Origin of the sequence: Streptomyces sp. NPDC006140 (genome assembly GCF_040628815.1) — a bacterium.
Taxonomy (GTDB): domain Bacteria; phylum Actinomycetota; class Actinomycetes; order Streptomycetales; family Streptomycetaceae; genus Streptomyces.
The window spans coordinates 234,509-250,994 of the sequence record NZ_JBEXTS010000008.1 but is presented as its reverse complement, the minus strand read 5'-3'; the positions used below and the strand labels follow the sequence as shown (position 1 = coordinate 250,994).

Genomic DNA, 16,486 nt, shown 5'->3' with positions numbered 1-16,486 from the left:
GGGGATCAAACGGCGCTGGTGCCGGCCGGGGAGAGGAAGCCGATGGGGTGGTCCGTGGTGCCGTCGAGCGCCAGGTCGGCGGCGATCTCACCCATCGCGGGCGAGAGCTTGAAGCCGCTGCCGGAGAACCCGGCCAGGACGATGATGTCGTCCTCGCCGGGGAGATGACCGACGAGCGGGTTTCCGGACTCCGTGTAGCCCTCCATGTAGGCCGACACCCTGATGGGGTCGGGGTTCAGGTCGGGCATCAGTTCACCGATGAGCTCACGGAAGATGCCGAGTTCCTCGGGGCGGACCGTACGGTCGAGCCGTTCGGGCTCGGGCACCGGCGCGTGGTATTTGAAGGAGAGACCGAGCTTGACGGAGATGCCGTCGGGCGACGGGATTCCGAAGCAGTCGTGGGGCGTGGCGCGCACGAAGGAAGGGGCACCGCCCGCGAACCAGTCGTGGCGGGTGGGCAGGTGCCAGGAGCAGATCACCCGGCGGACGTCGATGGTCCGCGGGAGGTCCGGGAGCAGGGTGTTGATCCAGGGGCCCGCGGTCACCACGGCGGCGTCCACGTGGTCCGTGCCCTGGTCGGTGACGACCCGCACCCCGCCGCCCGCCGCGGGGAGGACCCCGCGCACCGTGGTGTAGCGGTGCAGCCGGGCACCCAGCTGCTCGGCACGGGCCGCGGCCGCCTGGATCGACGCCTCCGGTCTGATGACGGCGCCCAACCGGTCGAGGACGGCGGTGTGTCCCTCCGGGAGCCGGTGCTGCGGGTAGCGGCGGGCGAGTTCCTCCCGGTCCAGGACCTCGTGATCCAGCCCTTGGGCGGCGCTGGTGGACAGGAGGAGGCGCATGGACGGTGAGGAGGCCTCTCCCATCACGAGGCTGCCGCTGCGGCGTCGCAGCGACCGGCCCGTCTCCGTCTGGAGCTGCTCCCACATCCGGTCCGCCAGCCGCAGCAGCGGAATGTACCCCGGCTCGCCGAGGTGGGCGGCTCGGTAGATACGGCTCTCGCCCCCGGCCGCGCCGCGGTCGTGGCCCGGCGCGTACCGGTCGTAGCCGATGACCTCGGCTCCCCGGGCGGCCAGTCGCCACATGGCCTGGCTGCCCATGCTGCCGGCGCCGATCACGGCGATGCGCTTCGGGATGCTCATGAGGTCGCTCCTTTCTTCCGGCGGGGGGGGGAGATGACTCAGAGGAGTTCGATCAGCTGGTCGGTGAACTCGGCGGTGGTCGCCGTTCCGCCCAGGTCCCGGGTGCGGATGTCGGTCTTGGCCAGGATCGAGGCGATCGCGTCCGTGATGTCCTTGGCCGCGGCGGGATGGCCGAGGTGGTCGAGCATCATGGCCGCGGACCAGATCGCGCCCAGCGGGTTGGCGATGCCCTTGCCGGCGATGTCGGGTGCGGATCCGTGCACCGGCTCGAACATCGAGGGGAAGTCCCGTTCGGGGTTGAGGTTGGCCGCCGGAGCGATGCCGATGGATCCGGCGACGGCCGCCGCGAGGTCGCTGAGGATGTCGCCGAAGAGGTTGGAGGCGACGACGACGTCGAAACGGGCCGGGTCGAGGACGAACTTGGCCGCGAGGGCGTCGATGTGCTCCTGGTCCCAGGCGACCTGCGGGAACGAGGCGGCCCGCTCGGTGACGAGCTGGTCCCAGAACGGCATGGTGTGCACGATGCCGTTCGACTTGGTCGCGGAGGTCAGGCGGCCGCCGCGCCGGGAGGCGAGCGTGAAGGCGTAGTCCAGCACGCGGGTGACGCCGGCCCGGGTGAACACGGCCTCCTGCACGGCGATCTCGTCCGGGAAACCGCGGTTGAGCCGGCCGCCGACCTCGCTGTACTCGCCTTCCGTGTTCTCGCGCACGACGACGACATCGACCTCGCCCGGCCGTGCGCCGCGCACCGGACTGTCGATGCCTTCGAAGACACGGATGGGCCGGAGGTTGACGTACTGGCGGAATTCGCGCCGGATCGGGATCAGCAGCCCCCACAGCGAGACATGGTCGGGCACCCCCGGGTATCCCACCGCGCCCAGCAGGATCGCGTCCTTGTCGCGCAGCTGGTCGATCCCGTCGGCGGGCATCATGGCGCCCTCCCGCAGGTACCGCTCGCACGACCAGTCGTACGACGTGTAGGACAGGCCGAAACCGTGGCGGCGGCCGACGACGTCGAGCACCTGCTGTGCCGGAGGCAGTACCTCGGCGCCGATGCCGTCGCCCGGGATCAGGGCAATGCGGTGGTTCTTCGTCATGCCGACGATTGCAGCAGGGCGGTCCGCAGGGCGTCCAAGACGCAAAGCGGATCTCCCTTATAAGCCGTACCTATCAGCTGTCGGCGGCCGAGGTCGCGGCCGCGACGAACGCCGAGGCCGCGGGCGACAGGATGCCGCGGCGGGCGACGAGGGCGATGTCCAAGGTGCTCTCCGGCTCGATGTCCAGGACGCGGGCGCCCAGCCGCGCGGCGAGGTCCCGCCAGGAGTCCGTGACCACCGCGAGCCCGACCCCGGCCAGTACCAGGGGCATCAGCGACACCCGGTGCTCGGTCTCGACCGCGACGGTGAACTCGATGCCCTGCTCCCCCAGCGCGTCGACGTAGGCCCGCATCCCGGTACCCGACTGCCCGACGATCAGCCGCTGTCCCGCGAGCTCCCGGCACTCCACCGCCGTCCGTCCGGCGAACGGGCCGTCGGCCGGCACCACCAGCACGAAACGCTGCCGCCCCAGCGAATAGGAGACGACCTCCTTGTCGGAAAGAGGACCGGCGGACGCCAGGAGCCCCAGCTCCACCGCGCCCGTGCGCACCATGTCGATCACATCACGCGACGTGAACGCCGCATTGATCGTCACGGAGACACCGGGGTAACGGCGGCTGAAGGCACTCACCAAGCTCGTCAGCGGCTCCACCGCCTGCGAGGGCATCGACGCCACGTCCAGGCGCCCCTCACGCAGCTCATGCACCGCCGCGACACTCGCCCGCGCCGTCTCCAGACTCCGCACGGCCTCCCGGGCAGGCTCGATCAGGGCCCTTCCGGCCTCCGTCAGCACGGCCCTGCGCCCGATGCGATGGAACAGCTCGGAGCCGAGATCACGCTCCAGCGCCCGCACGGCCTGCGACAGCGACGGCTGGGACACGTACAGAGCCGACGCCGCGCGGTTGAACCCCCCACGATCAACAATCGCAAGGAAGTACTCCAGTTGCCGAATGTCCACACTCAATACTGCACCGTTCCGGAACATTGCGGTCCGTACCGCCGCTCCCCGGCAGTCTCGGTCACGTGGGCCGCTGCCCGGAGGACAGCGGCCCACGAGGAGAGACGGGTGCTACCTCTGCTTGATCCTCAGGAACGTGACGGAGTTCGCCGGGAACGTGTAGGTGAACTTCCCGGCCACACCCCGGAAGGTTGACGTCACCGGAGTCACCGGCGTGTCCGTCTCCGTGTTCACCGCGTCCTGGTCGGCGGCCAGCGTGGTCACGCGGGCGGTGGAGGCGACCTTCGCGCCGCCCAGGTCGACGGACGTGCGGGCCTCGGCGGACTGGGCGTTGACGACCTTGACGATCAGGTCACCGGTCTTCGCGTCCTTGGTCACGACCTGGCGGAACGGCTCGGCCGGCTTGTCGTCCTTGAAGCTGCCCCACTCCTTGCCGTCGAGGAAGAGGGTGACCTGCCGGCCGCGGACCTTGATGTCGATGTCGTAGGCCCGGCCCGTCTCGATCGACCCGGCCTTCGTCATCAGCGTGCCCTTGCCGCCGTCCACGGCCTGCTCGATCGCGGACTGGGTGTTGTTCCAGCCGCCCAGGTTCCACCAGTAGTAGTTGCCGGTGTCCTTGACGCCGAAGGCGACGAGGAAGCCCTCCTTGCCGGACTTCTTGGTGGCCTTCACATGCAGGTCGTAGTCCTTCCAGGCCGGGTCGCCCGCCGTGACCATGGTGTTCTCGGCGGCCGTGTCGGTCTGGACGTACTGCCCGTCCTGGATGCTCCAGCTGCCCCGGCCGCTGGTGGTCCACTTCGAGGCGTCACCGGAGAAGTCGTCGCTGAGCAGGGTCGAGCCGTCCGCGGAGGTGACCTTGACGTCGTCGTACGCGGCGCTGGTCGCCCACGTCGACAGGCCGACGGCGCCGGTGATGGGGCCGCTGACGTTCGGCGTGGTGGTGGCCTTCGAGGGCACCACGCGGTCGCCGACGTTGGTCATGAACAGCTTCTGGACCTCGTAGTTGGCCGAGTTCCAGGAGGCCCGGTTGTTGAACCAGATCATGTCCGGCCGCCACTGCACGTAGTCCTCGTTGGCGAGCAGCGGGGCGTACGAGGCGAGCTTGACGATGTCCGCGTTGCGCTCCAGGCCGGTCATGTACGCGGCTTCGGCGAGGCCGTTCTTCCAGGCGTTGCCCTGGGAGGCGTACTCACCGAGGAAGACCTTGGGGCCCTTGCGGTCGTAGGAGTCGTAGCGGTCGTTGTTCTGCAGGAACCAGTTCGGGCTGTTGTAGTAGTGCTCGTCGACCATGTCGACCTTGCCCTCGCGGTTGAGCTGCCAGGCGGTGTCGAAGGTCGTGCCGGCGTCGTCCGGGCCCGAGTTGGAGATGACGGTGATGTCCGGGTACTTCGCCTTGATGGCGGCCCGGAACTGCTCGAAGCGGGCGAAGAACTCGCGCGGGAGGTTCTCCTCGTTGCCGACCCCGATGTGGGTCAGGTGGAACGGCTTGGGGTGGCCCATCCGCGCGCGTACCTTGCCCCACGTGGAGGTCGCCGGGCCGTTGGCGAACTCGATGAGGTCGAGGGTGTCCTGGATGTGCCGCTTGAGCAGGGCGTCGTCGTCGGTGGCCTTGTTCTGGCCGCAGCCGGTCACCAGGGCGGGGACGACGGGCAGCGGCATGGCGCCGATGTCCTCGGAGAAGCGGAAGTACTCGTAGTAACCGAGGCCGTAACTCTGGTTGTAGCCCCAGAAGTTGGCGTTCGTGGCGCGCTGCTCTACGGGACCGATGGTGTCCTTCCACTGGTAGCTGCGCTTGCGCTGCCAGTTCGAGGCCTCGCTGTAGTCCTCCATGGAGCCGGTGTTGACCAGGCAGCCGCCGGGGAAGCGCACGAAGCCCGGCTTCAGGGCGGCGATCTTCTCGGCGAGGTCCTTGCGCAGGCCGTTCGGCTGGTTCTTGTAGGTGTCGCGCGGGAACAGCGAGATCTCGTCGAGCGCGGCGGCGTTCGTCGAGGCGACGGCCAGCCGGCCGCGGTTGCTGGTGCGGGTGGCGGTGAAGGTGGCCTTGTACTTGGCCCAGCCGCCCCGCACGGCGACCTGGCGGGCGGTGGCCAGGCCGCCCGCGGCGTCCTTCAGCGAGACGGTGAGCGTGCTGCCGCTCTCGGCGCGGGCCCACACGGAGAAGTCGTACTTCTTGCCCTGCTCGACCCGGATTCCGGTGTTGTAGCCGGCGTTGGTGACGGACGAACCGGCGCCCAGGGAGAGGTAGTTGCGGTTGCGCTCGTTGAGCCGGCCCGAGTCGTTGACGACCTGGGCCGTGCCGCCGACCGTCCAGGACGTGAGGGGCGTGTAGGAGCCGTTGTCGGCGGTGGAGTACTCGAAGGAGCGGTTCTGCACGAGTTCGGCGTAGAGGCCGCCGTCGGCGGCCCGGTTGATGTCCTCGAAGAAGACGCCGTACATCGTGTCGTCGATCTTCGCGCCCTGGGCGGACGGGTCGACGGTGATCGCGTAGTCGGTGACGTCCTCGGCGTGCGCGGGGGCCGGTACGAGGGCTGCCGCCGTCAGGAGTGCGGTGGTCGTCAGACCCAGTCTCCATCGGGTGCGGGCGGTGCGTGGCATGGATACTCCGCGGCTCTCTAGAGGAGTGTTCGAAATATCAGACATTGATCAGTACTTCGAACGGCAAGATAGGGAGGGGGCCGAGGCGCGTCAATGGGTCGCGCAGCAACGGTTGGGACGGAGAGCGGTACGGGATGGGCGAGTTCTGGCCAGTGCCGGACGTGCTGGCGTATCTGGCCGGGCACTGGCGCGTGACGCGTTCGGTGCGGGATCTCGCGACCGGCGCGGAGGGCGAGTTCACCGGCGGCACCCGCTTCGACGCGCAGGAGGACGGCGGGCTGCTGCACCACGAGTCCGGCACCTTCGTCTGGCAGGGCGTCACCCGGCCCGCCGAGCGGACGCTGCGGTTCCTGCCGGGCCCGGGCGGCACGGCGGACGTGCGGTTCGCGGACGGGCGGCCCTTCCACGACCTGGACCTGTCATCCGGCCGGCACGTCGCCGACCACCCCTGTGCGGCGGACCTCTACCGCGGCGAGTTCACGGTGATCGACGCGGACCGCTGGCGGACGGTGTGGCGCGTGCGCGGACCTGCCAAGGACCTGGTGCTGGCCACCGACTACGTACGCGAGGGCTGAGCGGAGGAACCGTCGAACCGCAGGTTCCAGCGCCCCGCGCGGCCCGTCACCGAGGTCGTCGACAGCGGGCGGACGTCGATGTTCCAGTACGTCGCGGGGGGTGCCTTCAGGGCGTACACCAGCGCGGCCCGGATCACGGACGGCTCGGCCACCGCCACCACCCGGCAGCCGTCCTCCACGGGCCGGGTGTCGAGCCAGCCGCCGACCCGGGCGATGAAGTCCACCAGCGACTCACCGCCGTGCGGTGTGGCCAGTGGGTCGGCGAGCCAGGCGTCCACGGCCGCCGGCTCCCGCGCCATCGCCTCGCCCAGGGTCAGCCCGCGCCACCGGCCCATGTCGCAGTCGCGCAGGCCGAGCTGCACCAGCGGCGCGTACCCGAGCCCCTCCCCCGTCGCCCGGCTGCGCGGGGCCGGCGAGCAGTAGCGCAGCTCCGCGGCGGCGAGCGGCAGCAGCTCGTGGGCGACGCGCTCCACCTCGCCCCAGCCGGCCTGGTCCAGCGGCCGGTCGTCCTCGAAACGCTCGGCGAGCAGCGGTGCGCTGCGCGCGGCGGCGACGAACGTGACCCTCAGTGGCATGCGGTGATGGTCTGCGCAGCAAGTGCGCAGGTCAAGAGGTGTTACCTGGGAGTTACCCAGGGTGGGTCGTGGCTCACCGCTCGAATATGAGCGCCATCCAGTCCTCGGGGCGCTCCAGCGCGGCGAATCCGTGTTTCGCGTAGACCCCGTGGGCGTCGAGCGTGGCGAGCAGGACCCGCCGCACCCCGTACCCCCGCAGCTCCTCCCGTACGGCCGCCACCAGCGCGGTGCCGACGCCCTTGCCGCGCACCGACGGGTCGACGTACACGTCGCACAGCCATGCGAAGGTCGCCCGGTCCGTGATGACGCGGGCGTACGCCACCTGCTCCCCCGACGCCCTGTCGTACACGCCGAAGTTGAGCGAGCCCTCGATCGCCCGGTCCTGCGTCTCGCGGGGGCGGCCCAGCGCCCAGTACGCGTCGGTGGACAGCCAGCGGTGGACGCGCTCGGCGTCGACGCGGGCGGGGTCGGTGGAGATCTCGTAGCCCTCGGGCAGGCTCGGCGTGGCGCTCATGGAGGGATGCTCGCAGGCCGTCCTCGGACGCGTCGAGCGGTTATCGCCGCACCTCGTCGCAGGCCGTCCGCAGCCGTCGTACCCCCTCCGTGATCTCCCCGGTGCCCGCGACCGCGGCGAAGCTCAGCCGGACGTGGGCGGCCGGCGGCTCGGCGCTGAAGTAGGGGCGGCCGGGGGTGATCGCGACGCCGGCGCGCAGGGCGGCGGCCACCAGGGCCGCCTCGTCGGTGCCGTCGGGCAGGCGCGGCCACAGGTGGTAGCCGCCGGACGGGGTGTGCGGCAGCGTCAGGTCCGGCAGGTGCAGCGCCAGCGCGGCGGTCATCGTGTCCCGGCGTGCCTTCAACTCCGCGGCGACGGCCCGCAGATGGCGCGGCCAGGCGGGCGAGCCGACGAGTTCGAGCGCGGCCTCCTGCAGCGGCCGGGGCACGAAGAAGGTGTCGACGACCTGGATGGCGCGCAGCCGCTCCAGCACCGGGCCGCGCGCGGCGAGGGCGCTGACCCGGAAGCTCGGCGAGGTCGCCTTGGTCAGCGAGGAGACGTGGACGACGACGCCGTCGGGGTCGTCGGCGGCCAGCGGACGCGGCAGCGGCCCCGCGTCCTCGTGCACGAGCCGTCGTACGAAGTCGTCCTCGACGACGAACGCCCCGGCCTGGCGGGCGATGCGCAGCACCTCGGCGCGCCGCCCGGGCGCGAGCACGGCGCCGGTGGGGTTCTGGAAGAGCGGCTGGCAGACGAAGGCCGGGGCGCCGGTGGCCCGGAACGCGTCGGCGAGCAGCTCCGGTCGCACACCGTCGGCGTCCACCGGGACGGGCACCGGGCGCAGGCCCGCGGCCCGGGCGATGGCGAGCATGCCGGGGTAGGTCGGGGACTCGACCAGGACGGGGGCGCCGGGCGGGGCGAGGGCGCGCAGGGCGGTGGTGAGCGCGGACTGTCCGCCCGCGGTCACCAGCACCTCGGCGGCGGTGACGGAGCCGCCGATGCTCCGCGCGAACCATTCGCGCAGCTCGGGCAGCCCCTCCATGGGCGGACGCCCCCAGGCGCCCGGGCGGCGCCCGGCCCGCGACAGGGCGGCGGCCATCGCCCGCTCGGGCTGGAGCGACGGGTGCAGATAGCCGCCGTTGAGCTCGATCACGCCGGGCGGCGGGGCGGCCAGGGACACCAGCACCCCGGAGGCGTCCACCGAGCGCGGTACGAGGTCCGCGGCGCCGTCCGCGCTGAGCGCGACCTCCTGCCAGGAGGTGTCCCCGGCGGGGGCCGGTGCCGTCCGGGGCTGTGCGCGGAAGGCGCCCGCGCCGGGGCGGGTGACGACCAGTCCCTCGGCGGCGAGCTGCGCGAGGGCCCGCGAGACGGTCACGGGACTCACCCGGAACCGCTCGACGAGGGCCCGGCTCGACGGCAGCTTTCCACCCGGAGAGTAGCGGTCGAGCTCCCGCCGCAACTGTTCCGCCAGTTCACCCACACTGCTACGCTCTTGCATGAGAGTACAGAGTAGCGCTACTACCGCACCTCCGATAGCAGTCGCCACCCCCGGCCGGGACCGCCCCGGCTTCGGCACCCTCCAGGCCGCGCTCGGCGTCGTCGCCTTCTCCCTCACGTTCCCGGCCACCGCCTGGGGGCTGGAGGGCTTCGGGCCCTGGTCGCTGGTCGCCGTGCGCAGCGTCCTGGCCGCGGTGATCGCGGGCGGTGCCCTGCTCGTGCTGCGCGTACCGGTGCCCGCCCGCCGTCACTGGCCGGGCCTCGCCGTCGTCGCGGCCGGTGTCGTCCTCGGCTTCCCGCTGCTGACCACGCTCGCGCTGGAGACCTCGACCACCGCGCACGCCGCCGTCGTGGTCGGCCTGCTCCCCTTGACCACCGCGCTCTGCTCCGCCCTGCGCGTCGGCACCCGGCCCTCGCGGACCTTCTGGACCGCGGCCCTCGCGGGCGCGGCGGCGGTGCTGGCCTTCACCGTGCAGCAGAGCGGCGGTGCCCTGACCACGGCCGACCTGTACCTCTTCGCGGCGCTGCTGGTGTGCGCGGCCGGCTACACCGAGGGCGGCCGGCTGGCCCGGGTCATGCCGGGCTGGCACGTCATCGGCTGGGCGCTGGTGCTGTGCCTGCCGCTGACCGTGCCCGTCGCCGCGTTCGCCCTGGCGCGGGAACCCGTGCAGCTCACCGCGCACAGCGTCACCGGACTGCTCTGGGTCGCCGCGGGCTCGCAGTTCCTCGGGCTGGTCGTCTGGTACCGGGGCATGGCGGCCATCGGCATCCCGAAGGCCAGCCAGTTGCAGCTGGCCCAGCCCCTGCTCACACTGGTGTGGTCGGTGCTGCTGCTGGGCGAGCACCTGGCGGTGGCCGCCCCGCTGACGGCCGCCGCGGTGCTGGTCTGCATCGCCGTCACACAACGGGCGCGCGGCTGAGCAGGCGGCGTACGGCCCCTGCCGATCCGCGTCCCCCGCCGTAGACTCAAGGCCACGGACCGCTGCTCCGCACCTCGTGAGGAGGCCCCAGATGCGCGCAACCGTGGGCGACCAGCTTGTCCAGCACGGCAGGGTGGTCGGTCAGCACGACAAGGTCGGCGAGATCGTCGAAGTGCTGGGCGCGGAGGGCAACCCCCCGTACCGCGTCCGGTTCGAGGACGGGCACGAGGGTGTGTGCTCGCCGGGACCCGACACCGAGATCCGCCACCGCGAGACGACCACCGGGCCGTGATTCAGCGCGGGGGGTTCGCCGGTTGCCCGTAGTGGTCGGCGACCACCCTCGCCATCGCCCCGATCCGATCGGCCGCCACCTCCCTGGCGGCGAAGAAGACGTGCCCGCGCACCTGCGCGTGCTCCCCGGCGAGCGTCAGGTGCCGGGACAGCTCGGCCGGGTCCTGCCAGGCCGCGGGCTGCGCGGGGTCACCGGCCTTGTACAGCGCCTCCCCCACGTAGAGCTGCGTCGAGGTGCCGCGCGCGACCTCCGCCCACCAGGGCAGGAGTTTCGCGTAGTCGGCGGCGGCGAACCCGATGTTCCAGTAGAGCTGCGGGACGATGTAGTCGATCCAGCTCTCGCGCACCCACGTGCGCGTGTCCGCGTGCAGGTCGTCGTACGTCTGCACACCCGCCCGCGTGTCCGAGCCGAGCGGGTCGGTCGCGGCGTTGCGCCACACGCCGAAGGGGCTGATGCCGAAGCGGGCGCCCGGCCGGACCTCCTTGATGCGGGCCGCCGTCTCCCGCACCAGCCGGTCGATGTTGTCCCGCCGCCAGGCGGCCCGGTCCGGGAAGCCGGAGCCGTGCTCCTCGTAGGCCGCGTCGTCGTCGAAGCTCTGGCCCGCCACGGGGTAGGGGTAGAAGTAGTCGTCGAAGTGGACGCCGTCGACGGGGTACTTCGCCACCGCGTCGAGCATCGCGTCCTGCACGAACACCCGGACCTCGGGCAGCCCCGGGTTGTAGTAGAGCTTCCCGCCGTACGCCACCACCCACTCGGGGTTCTTCCGGGCGGGGTGCGAGGCGGCGAGCCGGGTCGGGTCGGTGTGCGCGGCGACCCGGTACGGATTGAACCAGGCGTGCAGGTGCAGGCCACGGGCGTGGGCCTCCTCGACGGCCGTGCCCAGCGGGTCCCAGCCCGGGTCCTTGCCCTGGGTGCCGGTGAGGTACTGCGACCACGGCTCGTACGGGGAGGGCCACAGGGCGTCCGCTGCGGGCCGGACCTGGAAGAACACGGTGTTGAGCCGACTGCGGACGGCCGTGTCGAGGTGGGTGAGGAGTTCGGAGCGCTGCTGCGCCGCGGTCAGCCCCGGCTTCGAGGGCCAGTCCCGGTTGGCCACGGTCGCGAGCCAGACGCCCCGCATCTGCGCGACCGGCGCCCCGCCCCGGTGCCCGGAGGCGGCCGACGCCGGAGGCATCATCGTGAAAGCCGACAGCGCCGCCACCGCGAACGCCCTGCGTGAGACTCGTCCCATCCGCATGCCCCAAAAAGCCGCGGATCCGCCCGGTCGCGGATCGCTCCGGGCCCAGCATGCCCGACGCGGACCCGACCCCCGCGATCGATCATCGATACTTGGGAGTAACGTGCACGAACGGAGCAGGCACCGGGATCCGGCGGACCTGCCCGGTCGTGGATCAGCAGCGAAAGGGACGATGTGACGGACATCCCAGCGGGAGACATTGCACGCGTCGGAGTCGTGGGCTGCGGTCAGATGGGCGCGGGGATCGCCGAGGTGTGCGCCCGGGCCGGCCTGGACGTCATGGTCGCCGAGACCACCGGCGAAGCCCTGGAGATCGGCCGCACCCGGCTGTTCAACTCCCTGGCCAAGGCCACCGAGCGCGGCAAGATCACCGAGGAGGAGCTCGAGGCCACGCAGGCCCGGCTGAGCTTCACCACGGACCTCGGCGAGTTCGCCGACCGTGACCTGGTGATCGAGGCCGTCGTCGAGAACGAGCAGGTCAAGACCGAGATCTTCCAGGTGCTCGACCAGGTCGTGACCCGGCCGGACGCGATCCTGGCCTCCAACACCTCCTCCATCCCGCTGGTGAAGCTGGCGGTGGCGACCGCGCGGCCCGACCAGGTCATCGGCATCCACTTCTTCAACCCGGCCCCGGTACAGAAGCTCGTCGAGCTGATCCCGGCGCTCACCACGTCCGAGGGCACGATCAGCCGCGCCCAGCTGTTCACGGAGAAGCTGCTGGGCAAGCACGCGATCCGCGCCCAGGACCGCTCCGGCTTCGTGGTCAACGCGCTGCTGATCCCGTACCTGCTCTCCGCGATCCGCATGTTCGAGACCGGCATCGCCAGCCGCGAGGACATCGACAACGGCGTGGAGATGGGCTGCGCCCACCCGATGGGCCCGCTGAAGCTGTCCGACCTGATCGGCCTGGACACGGTCGCCTCGGTCGCGCAGTCGATGTACGAGGAGTACAAGGAGCCCCTGTACGCCGCTCCCCCGCTGCTCCAGCGCATGGTCGACGCGGGCCGCCTGGGCCGCAAGACGGGCTCGGGCTTCTACACGTACGGCTGACCGCCCGGGTCGCACCCCGCCTCAGCGCCGCCGCTCCTCCGGCCACGGCCGGAACCGGCGGCGCCCCCATTCCGCCGCCTGCTCGTTGAGCCGGCGGCGCAGCCATCCCATCCACAGGGCGAGCGGAGTGGCCACGAGAGCGATGAGCAGCGCCGTGCCCCATCCCATGCCGCCGGAGGCGTACCGGAACACCACGACCAGCAGCGCGTAGAGCGCCAGCGCGTACGCCGCGTTCTTCTGCCCCTTCGTCATGCGGCCCGAGTACCCCCGCAGGCCGGTTACGGTGGGTCAGGTTTCGGCCAACCGGCGGGCCCGGCACCGGATCGGGTGCCGGGCCCGCGGCATTCACACACCGTGTGCGCGGCGGGCTCGCATATGCCCTCCGCACACTCTCCCCAGGCGCCCACCAGGCGAGTTGACTCCTCAGCGCATGCAAGGGATGTGCAACGACTACGGAAAGGAACGGACTCGTGACCGTCGATCCCGAGCATCCGGTCGTTCATGGAGAACTCGCAGAGTTACGACGCCGCCTCGATGTGGCGTACGCCCGCGTCGAGGGCGGCCTGGCGCTGCTCCGTCACCGCACCGAGGAGACCGCCAAGGAGATCGAGGAACTCAATACCCGGATCCACACGCTGGAGCACGCGCGCTGGCCGCTGCCCGCGGTCGCCGCCCTCACCGCCGTGGGTGCCCTCGTCGTCGCGATCTGGCAGGCGCTGGGACACTAGTTCAGGGCAATGTGTCCTGACCGAGCCTGAGATGGTGCAGCAGAAGTAACGCGGCCGCCATGTTGGCGGCCGGGACCTCCCCGCGGGCGACCATGTCGGGGACGAGCTTGAGGGGCACCCATTCCCGGCGGTCCGACTCGAAGTCGTCCACGGGGTGCCCGACGTACTCGCCCTCGTCGGCCCAGTACACGTGGTGCCGGGCGTCGGTGAGCCCGTTGGACGGCTCCACGCTCATGAGGTGGTGCAGGGGTCCCGGCCGCCAGCCGGTCTCCTCCTCCAGTTCCCTGGCGGCCGCGCGGGCGACGTCCTCGCCGTCCTCGACCACTCCGGCCGCGAGTTCCCACCCCCAGCTGTCCGTGATGAAGCGGTGCCGCCAGAGCAGCAGCACCTCGTTGGCCTCGTTCACCACCGTGGCCACGGCGACCGGCCGCAGCCGTATGAGGAAGTGGTCGAGGTGCCGGCCGTCCGGCAGTTCGACATCCGCGAGATTGACGCTGAACCAGCGGTTTGAGTACACACTTTGTTCGTTGTGTTTCGTCCACTGCACGGTTCTGCCACCTTCCGTCGAGTAAGGGGCAATATCGCAGCAGGGACGTAGGGACAGCAGGCGCACAGGAGGCGGCTCGGGATCAGGCGGACGCCGCCGTTCCCGTCTACAACGGTACGCGCAGTGCTCCGTCGATGAGTTCGGCGGCCTCGGCCGTACCCGCGCACCCGCTGCGCACGAGGTGCTCGCGCACCGCGCGCAGGCGGTCGCGCAACCGCTGGGACTCCATGCCACGGGCCTGCTCGGCCATCTGCACGGCGATGGCGACCGCCTTGTCGGCGTTGCCCTGCCGCAGCTCGATGGTGCTGAGCATCGCGAGCCGGTGCACACGCCCCCGGTCGTGCGCCGGGTTGTCGACGGCGGCCGCGGCATGCTCGCCGGCGGCCGCGATCTCCCCGAGGCTGAGCAGCGCCTCGGCCACCTGGACGTTGACCAGGCCCGGCTGGACATAGCCGGTCTCGTCGGGTTCGTAGCCGCGCCGGATGCGCTCGGCGGCCTGCTCGGCCCGGCGGATGCAGGACAGGGCGCTGCTGCCGTCGCCGAGATGCGCGTACGCCTTGGCCTGCATCGCGTAGAGGTCGGAGGCGAGCGCCGGGGTGATGTGCTTGCCGGCGGCCCGCAGCGCGGCCTCCGCGAAGGCCACGGCCTGCCGGTACTCCCGCATGAACAGCGACTGGTTGACCAGCAGGGCGATGACGTACGCCCCGAGCCCCCGGTCGCCGCTGGCCTTGGCGAGGCGCAGCGCCTGGTGGAAGTAGCGCTGGGCGAGCCCGTGCGCGTCGGAGTCGTAGGCGCAGATGCCGGCGACCGCCACCAGCCCGCCGGTGGCCCGGTGCAGTTGGCGGCCGGTCTCGTCGGTGTAGCTGCCGCGCAGCAGCGGGGCGGCCTCGGCGTTGAGGAAGCCGACGATCCGGGAGCGCGTCGCGATGCCCCCGGCCTTGCGGTACATCTGCTCGTAGTGGGTGCGGGCGGCCCGCAGCATCTCCAGGTCGCCCGGGGTGACCCGGTGTCTGCCGCCGCGGGAGACGTCGACGTCCTCGGGCGGGTTCTCCCACTCCCACACCGGCATCACGGCGGGCGTGCCGGTGAGCGCGGGGGCGCCCAGGATGTGCGGGCGCTGCTGCTGGTCGGAGCGCCACAGGGCGGTGGCCCGTTCGACGAACCCGGAGAGCGAGCCGGTGTGCGGTGCGGCCGGCTCGCCGGGCACGCCGAGGCCGATGTCGTCGAGGGTGACGTGCCGTTGCAGCCGGGCCGCGAGCACCTCGCAGATCAGGTCGGGCACTTGGCCCCGGGGACGCTGCCCTTTCAACCACCGGGCTACGGCGGTGTGTTCGTACCGCAGGGACAGGCCTCGCGCCCGTCCCGCCTGATTGACGTGTGCGGCCAGCCCCGCGTGCGAGATCCCCGCCTCGTCCAGGATCGCGTCGAGCAGAGTGTTGGGCTGCATGTGGGCCCCCCGGGTGGCTCGGTGCGGCCAGGTTAGTGGTTCCGGGTTCACACGGGGTGTGAACGGAGTGCCCGAATCCGCACTGTGTGCGCACTGTCGCTCTGTGTCGCCGACCGGTTGACTGAAATGCCTCGCAAGAGGCCGGCCGGGCCGCCGGCTCCCCCTCGTACAGTGCGGCGGCCCGTTCCCGCCGTCCGCCCGGCCGCCTGCCCGACACTCCGTGGCGGGGCGGACGGCTCGGCCGGGCGCGTCATCGCCGGTGGGTCAGGTGTACGTCGTCGCCTGCGGGTGCGTCGTGGCTGGTCGCGCAGTTCCCCGCGCCCCTGAGGCACGTACAGCGGCTGTTCGTGAAGACCATCAGGGCGATGTCGTCCGCAGGTGCGCCCCGCGTGTGGTGCCGGAGGGCAGCGCACACACAGTTCAGAACCGTCTGCGAGGAGAACGGCTGGTCCCGTACCGCACGCGTCAGGACGTCCGGCAGGGGAAAGAACCGGCCACGGGCGTCCCTCGCGTCCTGGGCACCGTCCGTGTAGAGGAACAGCGCGTCGCCGTGCTTCAGGTACCCCAGGCTCACGGCGGACAGCTCGGTCGGCAGCGGGAACAGGCCCAGTGGCGGGTACGGATCGGCCGGGGCGAGCTGGTCGGCGCCCGTGCCGCTCAGCCGGTACGGCCACGGGTGCCCGCAGTTCAGCGCGAGCAGCTCGCCGTCGGGCCGGATTTCCACGAGCAGCAGGGTCACGAACTCCTCGGTGTCGCCGGCCGGATGCTCCTGGCGCAGATGCCGGTCCAGGGCGCGTTCCAGCCGGCGCAGCACCGCGCCGAGGTCCTGCTCGTCGTGCGCGGCCTCGCGGAAGCAGCCGAGCACGGCGGCGACGGTCCCGAAGGCACCGATGCCGTGCCCGCGTACGTCACCCATCACGGACCGCACGCCGTACTCGGTGGCGACGACCTCGTACAGGTCGCCGCCGACCGCGGCCCCGCGCTCCGCCGTCACCTGGGCGGCGGCCACGTCCAGTCCGTCGACCCGCGCGGGCAGCGGCCGCAGCAGCGCGTCCTGCGCGGCCCCCGCGACCCGGCGCAGCTGACGCAGCTCCCGCAGCAGCGTCTGCCGCACATGGAGGACGAGCCCGGTCCCGACCGCGAAGAACACGGCGCTGGTGACGAGCCGCGCCTCCAGGTGGGTCTCCTGGGCGAGCGGACAGGCGAGCTTGTACGTGACGGCCGCCGCGCCCCACACCGTCGGCAGTCCGAGGCTGCGCACCCGGCCCTTGATGCGGATCATGCCGATGGCCCCCCAATAGGCCCTGACACACAGAATCGGACCGGCCCAGAA

General features: G+C 71.7%; 17 protein-coding genes. 5 read left to right on the top strand and 12 right to left on the bottom strand.

The window, feature by feature from the left end; genetic code table 11:
* Nucleotides 1-5 precede the first annotated feature (5 nt).
* The 4 genes from solA to ABZ386_RS22225 all read right to left on the bottom strand — a co-directional run bounded on the left by solA (nucleotide 6) and on the right by ABZ386_RS22225 (nucleotide 5,792).
* The gene (gene solA, locus ABZ386_RS22240) at nucleotides 6-1,142 is read right to left on the bottom strand and encodes an N-methyl-L-tryptophan oxidase (RefSeq protein ID WP_355724353.1); all 1,137 of its coding nucleotides are present in this window, start codon (nucleotides 1,140-1,142) and stop codon (nucleotides 6-8) included.
* 38 nt (nucleotides 1,143-1,180) lie between these two features.
* A complete protein-coding gene (locus tag ABZ386_RS22235) occupies nucleotides 1,181-2,239 on the bottom strand; it encodes a tartrate dehydrogenase (protein WP_351342629.1) in 1,059 nt (352 codons plus the stop codon).
* 73 nt (nucleotides 2,240-2,312) lie between these two features.
* Nucleotides 2,313-3,197: a LysR family transcriptional regulator gene (locus ABZ386_RS22230; protein ID WP_351342631.1), complete on the bottom strand. Its 885-nt coding sequence runs from the start codon at nucleotides 3,195-3,197 to the stop codon at nucleotides 2,313-2,315.
* A gap of 111 nt (nucleotides 3,198-3,308) precedes the next feature.
* Entirely contained in the window at nucleotides 3,309-5,792 is a 2,484-nt protein-coding gene (locus ABZ386_RS22225; protein ID WP_358965624.1) for an alpha-L-arabinofuranosidase C-terminal domain-containing protein, read from the bottom strand.
* A 134-nt stretch (nucleotides 5,793-5,926) separates the two neighbouring features.
* Here ABZ386_RS22225 and ABZ386_RS22220 point away from each other — a divergent pair, with 134 nt between their 5' ends.
* A complete protein-coding gene (locus ABZ386_RS22220) occupies nucleotides 5,927-6,367 on the top strand; it encodes a DUF6314 family protein (RefSeq protein ID WP_351342635.1) in 441 nt (146 codons plus the stop codon).
* Here the strand turns inward: ABZ386_RS22220 and ABZ386_RS22215 are convergent.
* From ABZ386_RS22215 to ABZ386_RS22205, 3 genes are all read right to left on the bottom strand, one after another.
* Complete coding sequence (locus ABZ386_RS22215) at nucleotides 6,349-6,942, bottom strand: histidine phosphatase family protein (protein WP_351342637.1); 594 nt, start codon at nucleotides 6,940-6,942, stop codon at nucleotides 6,349-6,351. The two genes, ABZ386_RS22220 and ABZ386_RS22215, sit on opposite strands and share 19 nt — an antisense overlap.
* 73 nt (nucleotides 6,943-7,015) lie before the next feature.
* Entirely contained in the window at nucleotides 7,016-7,456 is a 441-nt protein-coding gene (locus ABZ386_RS22210; protein WP_356502219.1) for a GNAT family N-acetyltransferase, read from the bottom strand.
* 40 nt (nucleotides 7,457-7,496) lie between these two features.
* Nucleotides 7,497-8,933, bottom strand: coding sequence for a PLP-dependent aminotransferase family protein (locus tag ABZ386_RS22205; RefSeq protein ID WP_351342641.1), 1,437 nt, complete (start codon nucleotides 8,931-8,933; stop codon nucleotides 7,497-7,499).
* Here ABZ386_RS22205 and ABZ386_RS22200 point away from each other — a divergent pair.
* Both ABZ386_RS22200 and ABZ386_RS22195 read left to right on the top strand, forming a co-directional pair.
* Entirely contained in the window at nucleotides 8,932-9,852 is a 921-nt protein-coding gene (locus ABZ386_RS22200; protein WP_358965622.1) for a DMT family transporter, read from the top strand. The two genes, ABZ386_RS22205 and ABZ386_RS22200, sit on opposite strands and share 2 nt — an antisense overlap.
* A 91-nt stretch (nucleotides 9,853-9,943) precedes the next feature.
* Nucleotides 9,944-10,144: a DUF1918 domain-containing protein gene (locus tag ABZ386_RS22195; protein WP_114251017.1), complete on the top strand. Its 201-nt coding sequence runs from the start codon at nucleotides 9,944-9,946 to the stop codon at nucleotides 10,142-10,144.
* Between the two features lies 1 nt (nucleotide 10,145).
* Here the strand turns inward: ABZ386_RS22195 and ABZ386_RS22190 are convergent, their stop codons facing one another.
* Nucleotides 10,146-11,381, bottom strand: coding sequence for a family 10 glycosylhydrolase (locus ABZ386_RS22190; protein ID WP_358965621.1), 1,236 nt, complete (start codon nucleotides 11,379-11,381; stop codon nucleotides 10,146-10,148).
* A gap of 174 nt (nucleotides 11,382-11,555) precedes the next feature.
* Here ABZ386_RS22190 and ABZ386_RS22185 point away from each other — a divergent pair, with 174 nt between their 5' ends.
* Nucleotides 11,556-12,431: a 3-hydroxybutyryl-CoA dehydrogenase gene (locus tag ABZ386_RS22185; RefSeq protein ID WP_358965620.1), complete on the top strand. Its 876-nt coding sequence runs from the start codon at nucleotides 11,556-11,558 to the stop codon at nucleotides 12,429-12,431.
* Between the two features lie 21 nt (nucleotides 12,432-12,452).
* Here the strand turns inward: ABZ386_RS22185 and ABZ386_RS22180 are convergent, their stop codons facing one another.
* A complete protein-coding gene (locus tag ABZ386_RS22180) occupies nucleotides 12,453-12,683 on the bottom strand; it encodes a hypothetical protein (RefSeq protein WP_355727045.1) in 231 nt (76 codons plus the stop codon).
* Between the two features lie 218 nt (nucleotides 12,684-12,901).
* Between ABZ386_RS22180 and ABZ386_RS22175 the strand changes: the two genes are divergently transcribed.
* The gene (locus ABZ386_RS22175; RefSeq protein WP_114251021.1) at nucleotides 12,902-13,159 is read left to right on the top strand and encodes a hypothetical protein; all 258 of its coding nucleotides are present in this window, start codon (nucleotides 12,902-12,904) and stop codon (nucleotides 13,157-13,159) included.
* Between the two features lies 1 nt (nucleotide 13,160).
* Here the strand turns inward: ABZ386_RS22175 and ABZ386_RS22170 are convergent, their stop codons facing one another.
* The 3 genes from ABZ386_RS22170 to ABZ386_RS22160 all read right to left on the bottom strand — a co-directional run bounded on the left by ABZ386_RS22170 (nucleotide 13,161) and on the right by ABZ386_RS22160 (nucleotide 16,435).
* The gene (locus tag ABZ386_RS22170) at nucleotides 13,161-13,706 is read right to left on the bottom strand and encodes an NUDIX hydrolase (protein ID WP_010045251.1); all 546 of its coding nucleotides are present in this window, start codon (nucleotides 13,704-13,706) and stop codon (nucleotides 13,161-13,163) included.
* Nucleotides 13,707-13,812: 106 nt separating this feature from the next.
* The gene (locus tag ABZ386_RS22165; RefSeq protein WP_351342653.1) at nucleotides 13,813-15,153 is read right to left on the bottom strand and encodes a transcriptional regulator; all 1,341 of its coding nucleotides are present in this window, start codon (nucleotides 15,151-15,153) and stop codon (nucleotides 13,813-13,815) included.
* A 250-nt stretch (nucleotides 15,154-15,403) separates the two neighbouring features.
* Complete coding sequence (locus ABZ386_RS22160; RefSeq protein ID WP_358965619.1) at nucleotides 15,404-16,435, bottom strand: PP2C family protein-serine/threonine phosphatase; 1,032 nt, start codon at nucleotides 16,433-16,435, stop codon at nucleotides 15,404-15,406.
* Between the last annotated feature and the right edge of the window lie 51 nt (nucleotides 16,436-16,486).

Bases quoted from the DNA above. Each gene is read 5' to 3' on its own strand.
- ABZ386_RS22190 (WP_358965621.1), bottom strand. From the start codon at position 11,381: ATGCGGATGGGACGAGTCTCACGCAGGGCGTTCGCGGTGGCGGCGCTG.
- ABZ386_RS22225 (WP_358965624.1), bottom strand. From the start codon at position 5,792: ATGCCACGCACCGCCCGCACCCGATGGAGACTGGGTCTGACGACCACC.
- ABZ386_RS22220 (WP_351342635.1), top strand. From the start codon at position 5,927: ATGGGCGAGTTCTGGCCAGTGCCGGACGTGCTGGCGTATCTGGCCGGG.
- ABZ386_RS22215 (WP_351342637.1), bottom strand. From the start codon at position 6,942: ATGCCACTGAGGGTCACGTTCGTCGCCGCCGCGCGCAGCGCACCGCTG.
- ABZ386_RS22210 (WP_356502219.1), bottom strand. From the start codon at position 7,456: ATGAGCGCCACGCCGAGCCTGCCCGAGGGCTACGAGATCTCCACCGAC.
- ABZ386_RS22235 (WP_351342629.1), bottom strand. From the start codon at position 2,239: ATGACGAAGAACCACCGCATTGCCCTGATCCCGGGCGACGGCATCGGC.
- ABZ386_RS22180 (WP_355727045.1), bottom strand. From the start codon at position 12,683: ATGACGAAGGGGCAGAAGAACGCGGCGTACGCGCTGGCGCTCTACGCG.
- solA (WP_355724353.1), bottom strand. From the start codon at position 1,142: ATGAGCATCCCGAAGCGCATCGCCGTGATCGGCGCCGGCAGCATGGGC.
- ABZ386_RS22200 (WP_358965622.1), top strand. From the start codon at position 8,932: ATGAGAGTACAGAGTAGCGCTACTACCGCACCTCCGATAGCAGTCGCC.
- ABZ386_RS22205 (WP_351342641.1), bottom strand. From the start codon at position 8,933: ATGCAAGAGCGTAGCAGTGTGGGTGAACTGGCGGAACAGTTGCGGCGG.
- ABZ386_RS22195 (WP_114251017.1), top strand. From the start codon at position 9,944: ATGCGCGCAACCGTGGGCGACCAGCTTGTCCAGCACGGCAGGGTGGTC.
- ABZ386_RS22160 (WP_358965619.1), bottom strand. From the start codon at position 16,435: ATGATCCGCATCAAGGGCCGGGTGCGCAGCCTCGGACTGCCGACGGTG.
- ABZ386_RS22165 (WP_351342653.1), bottom strand. From the start codon at position 15,153: ATGCAGCCCAACACTCTGCTCGACGCGATCCTGGACGAGGCGGGGATC.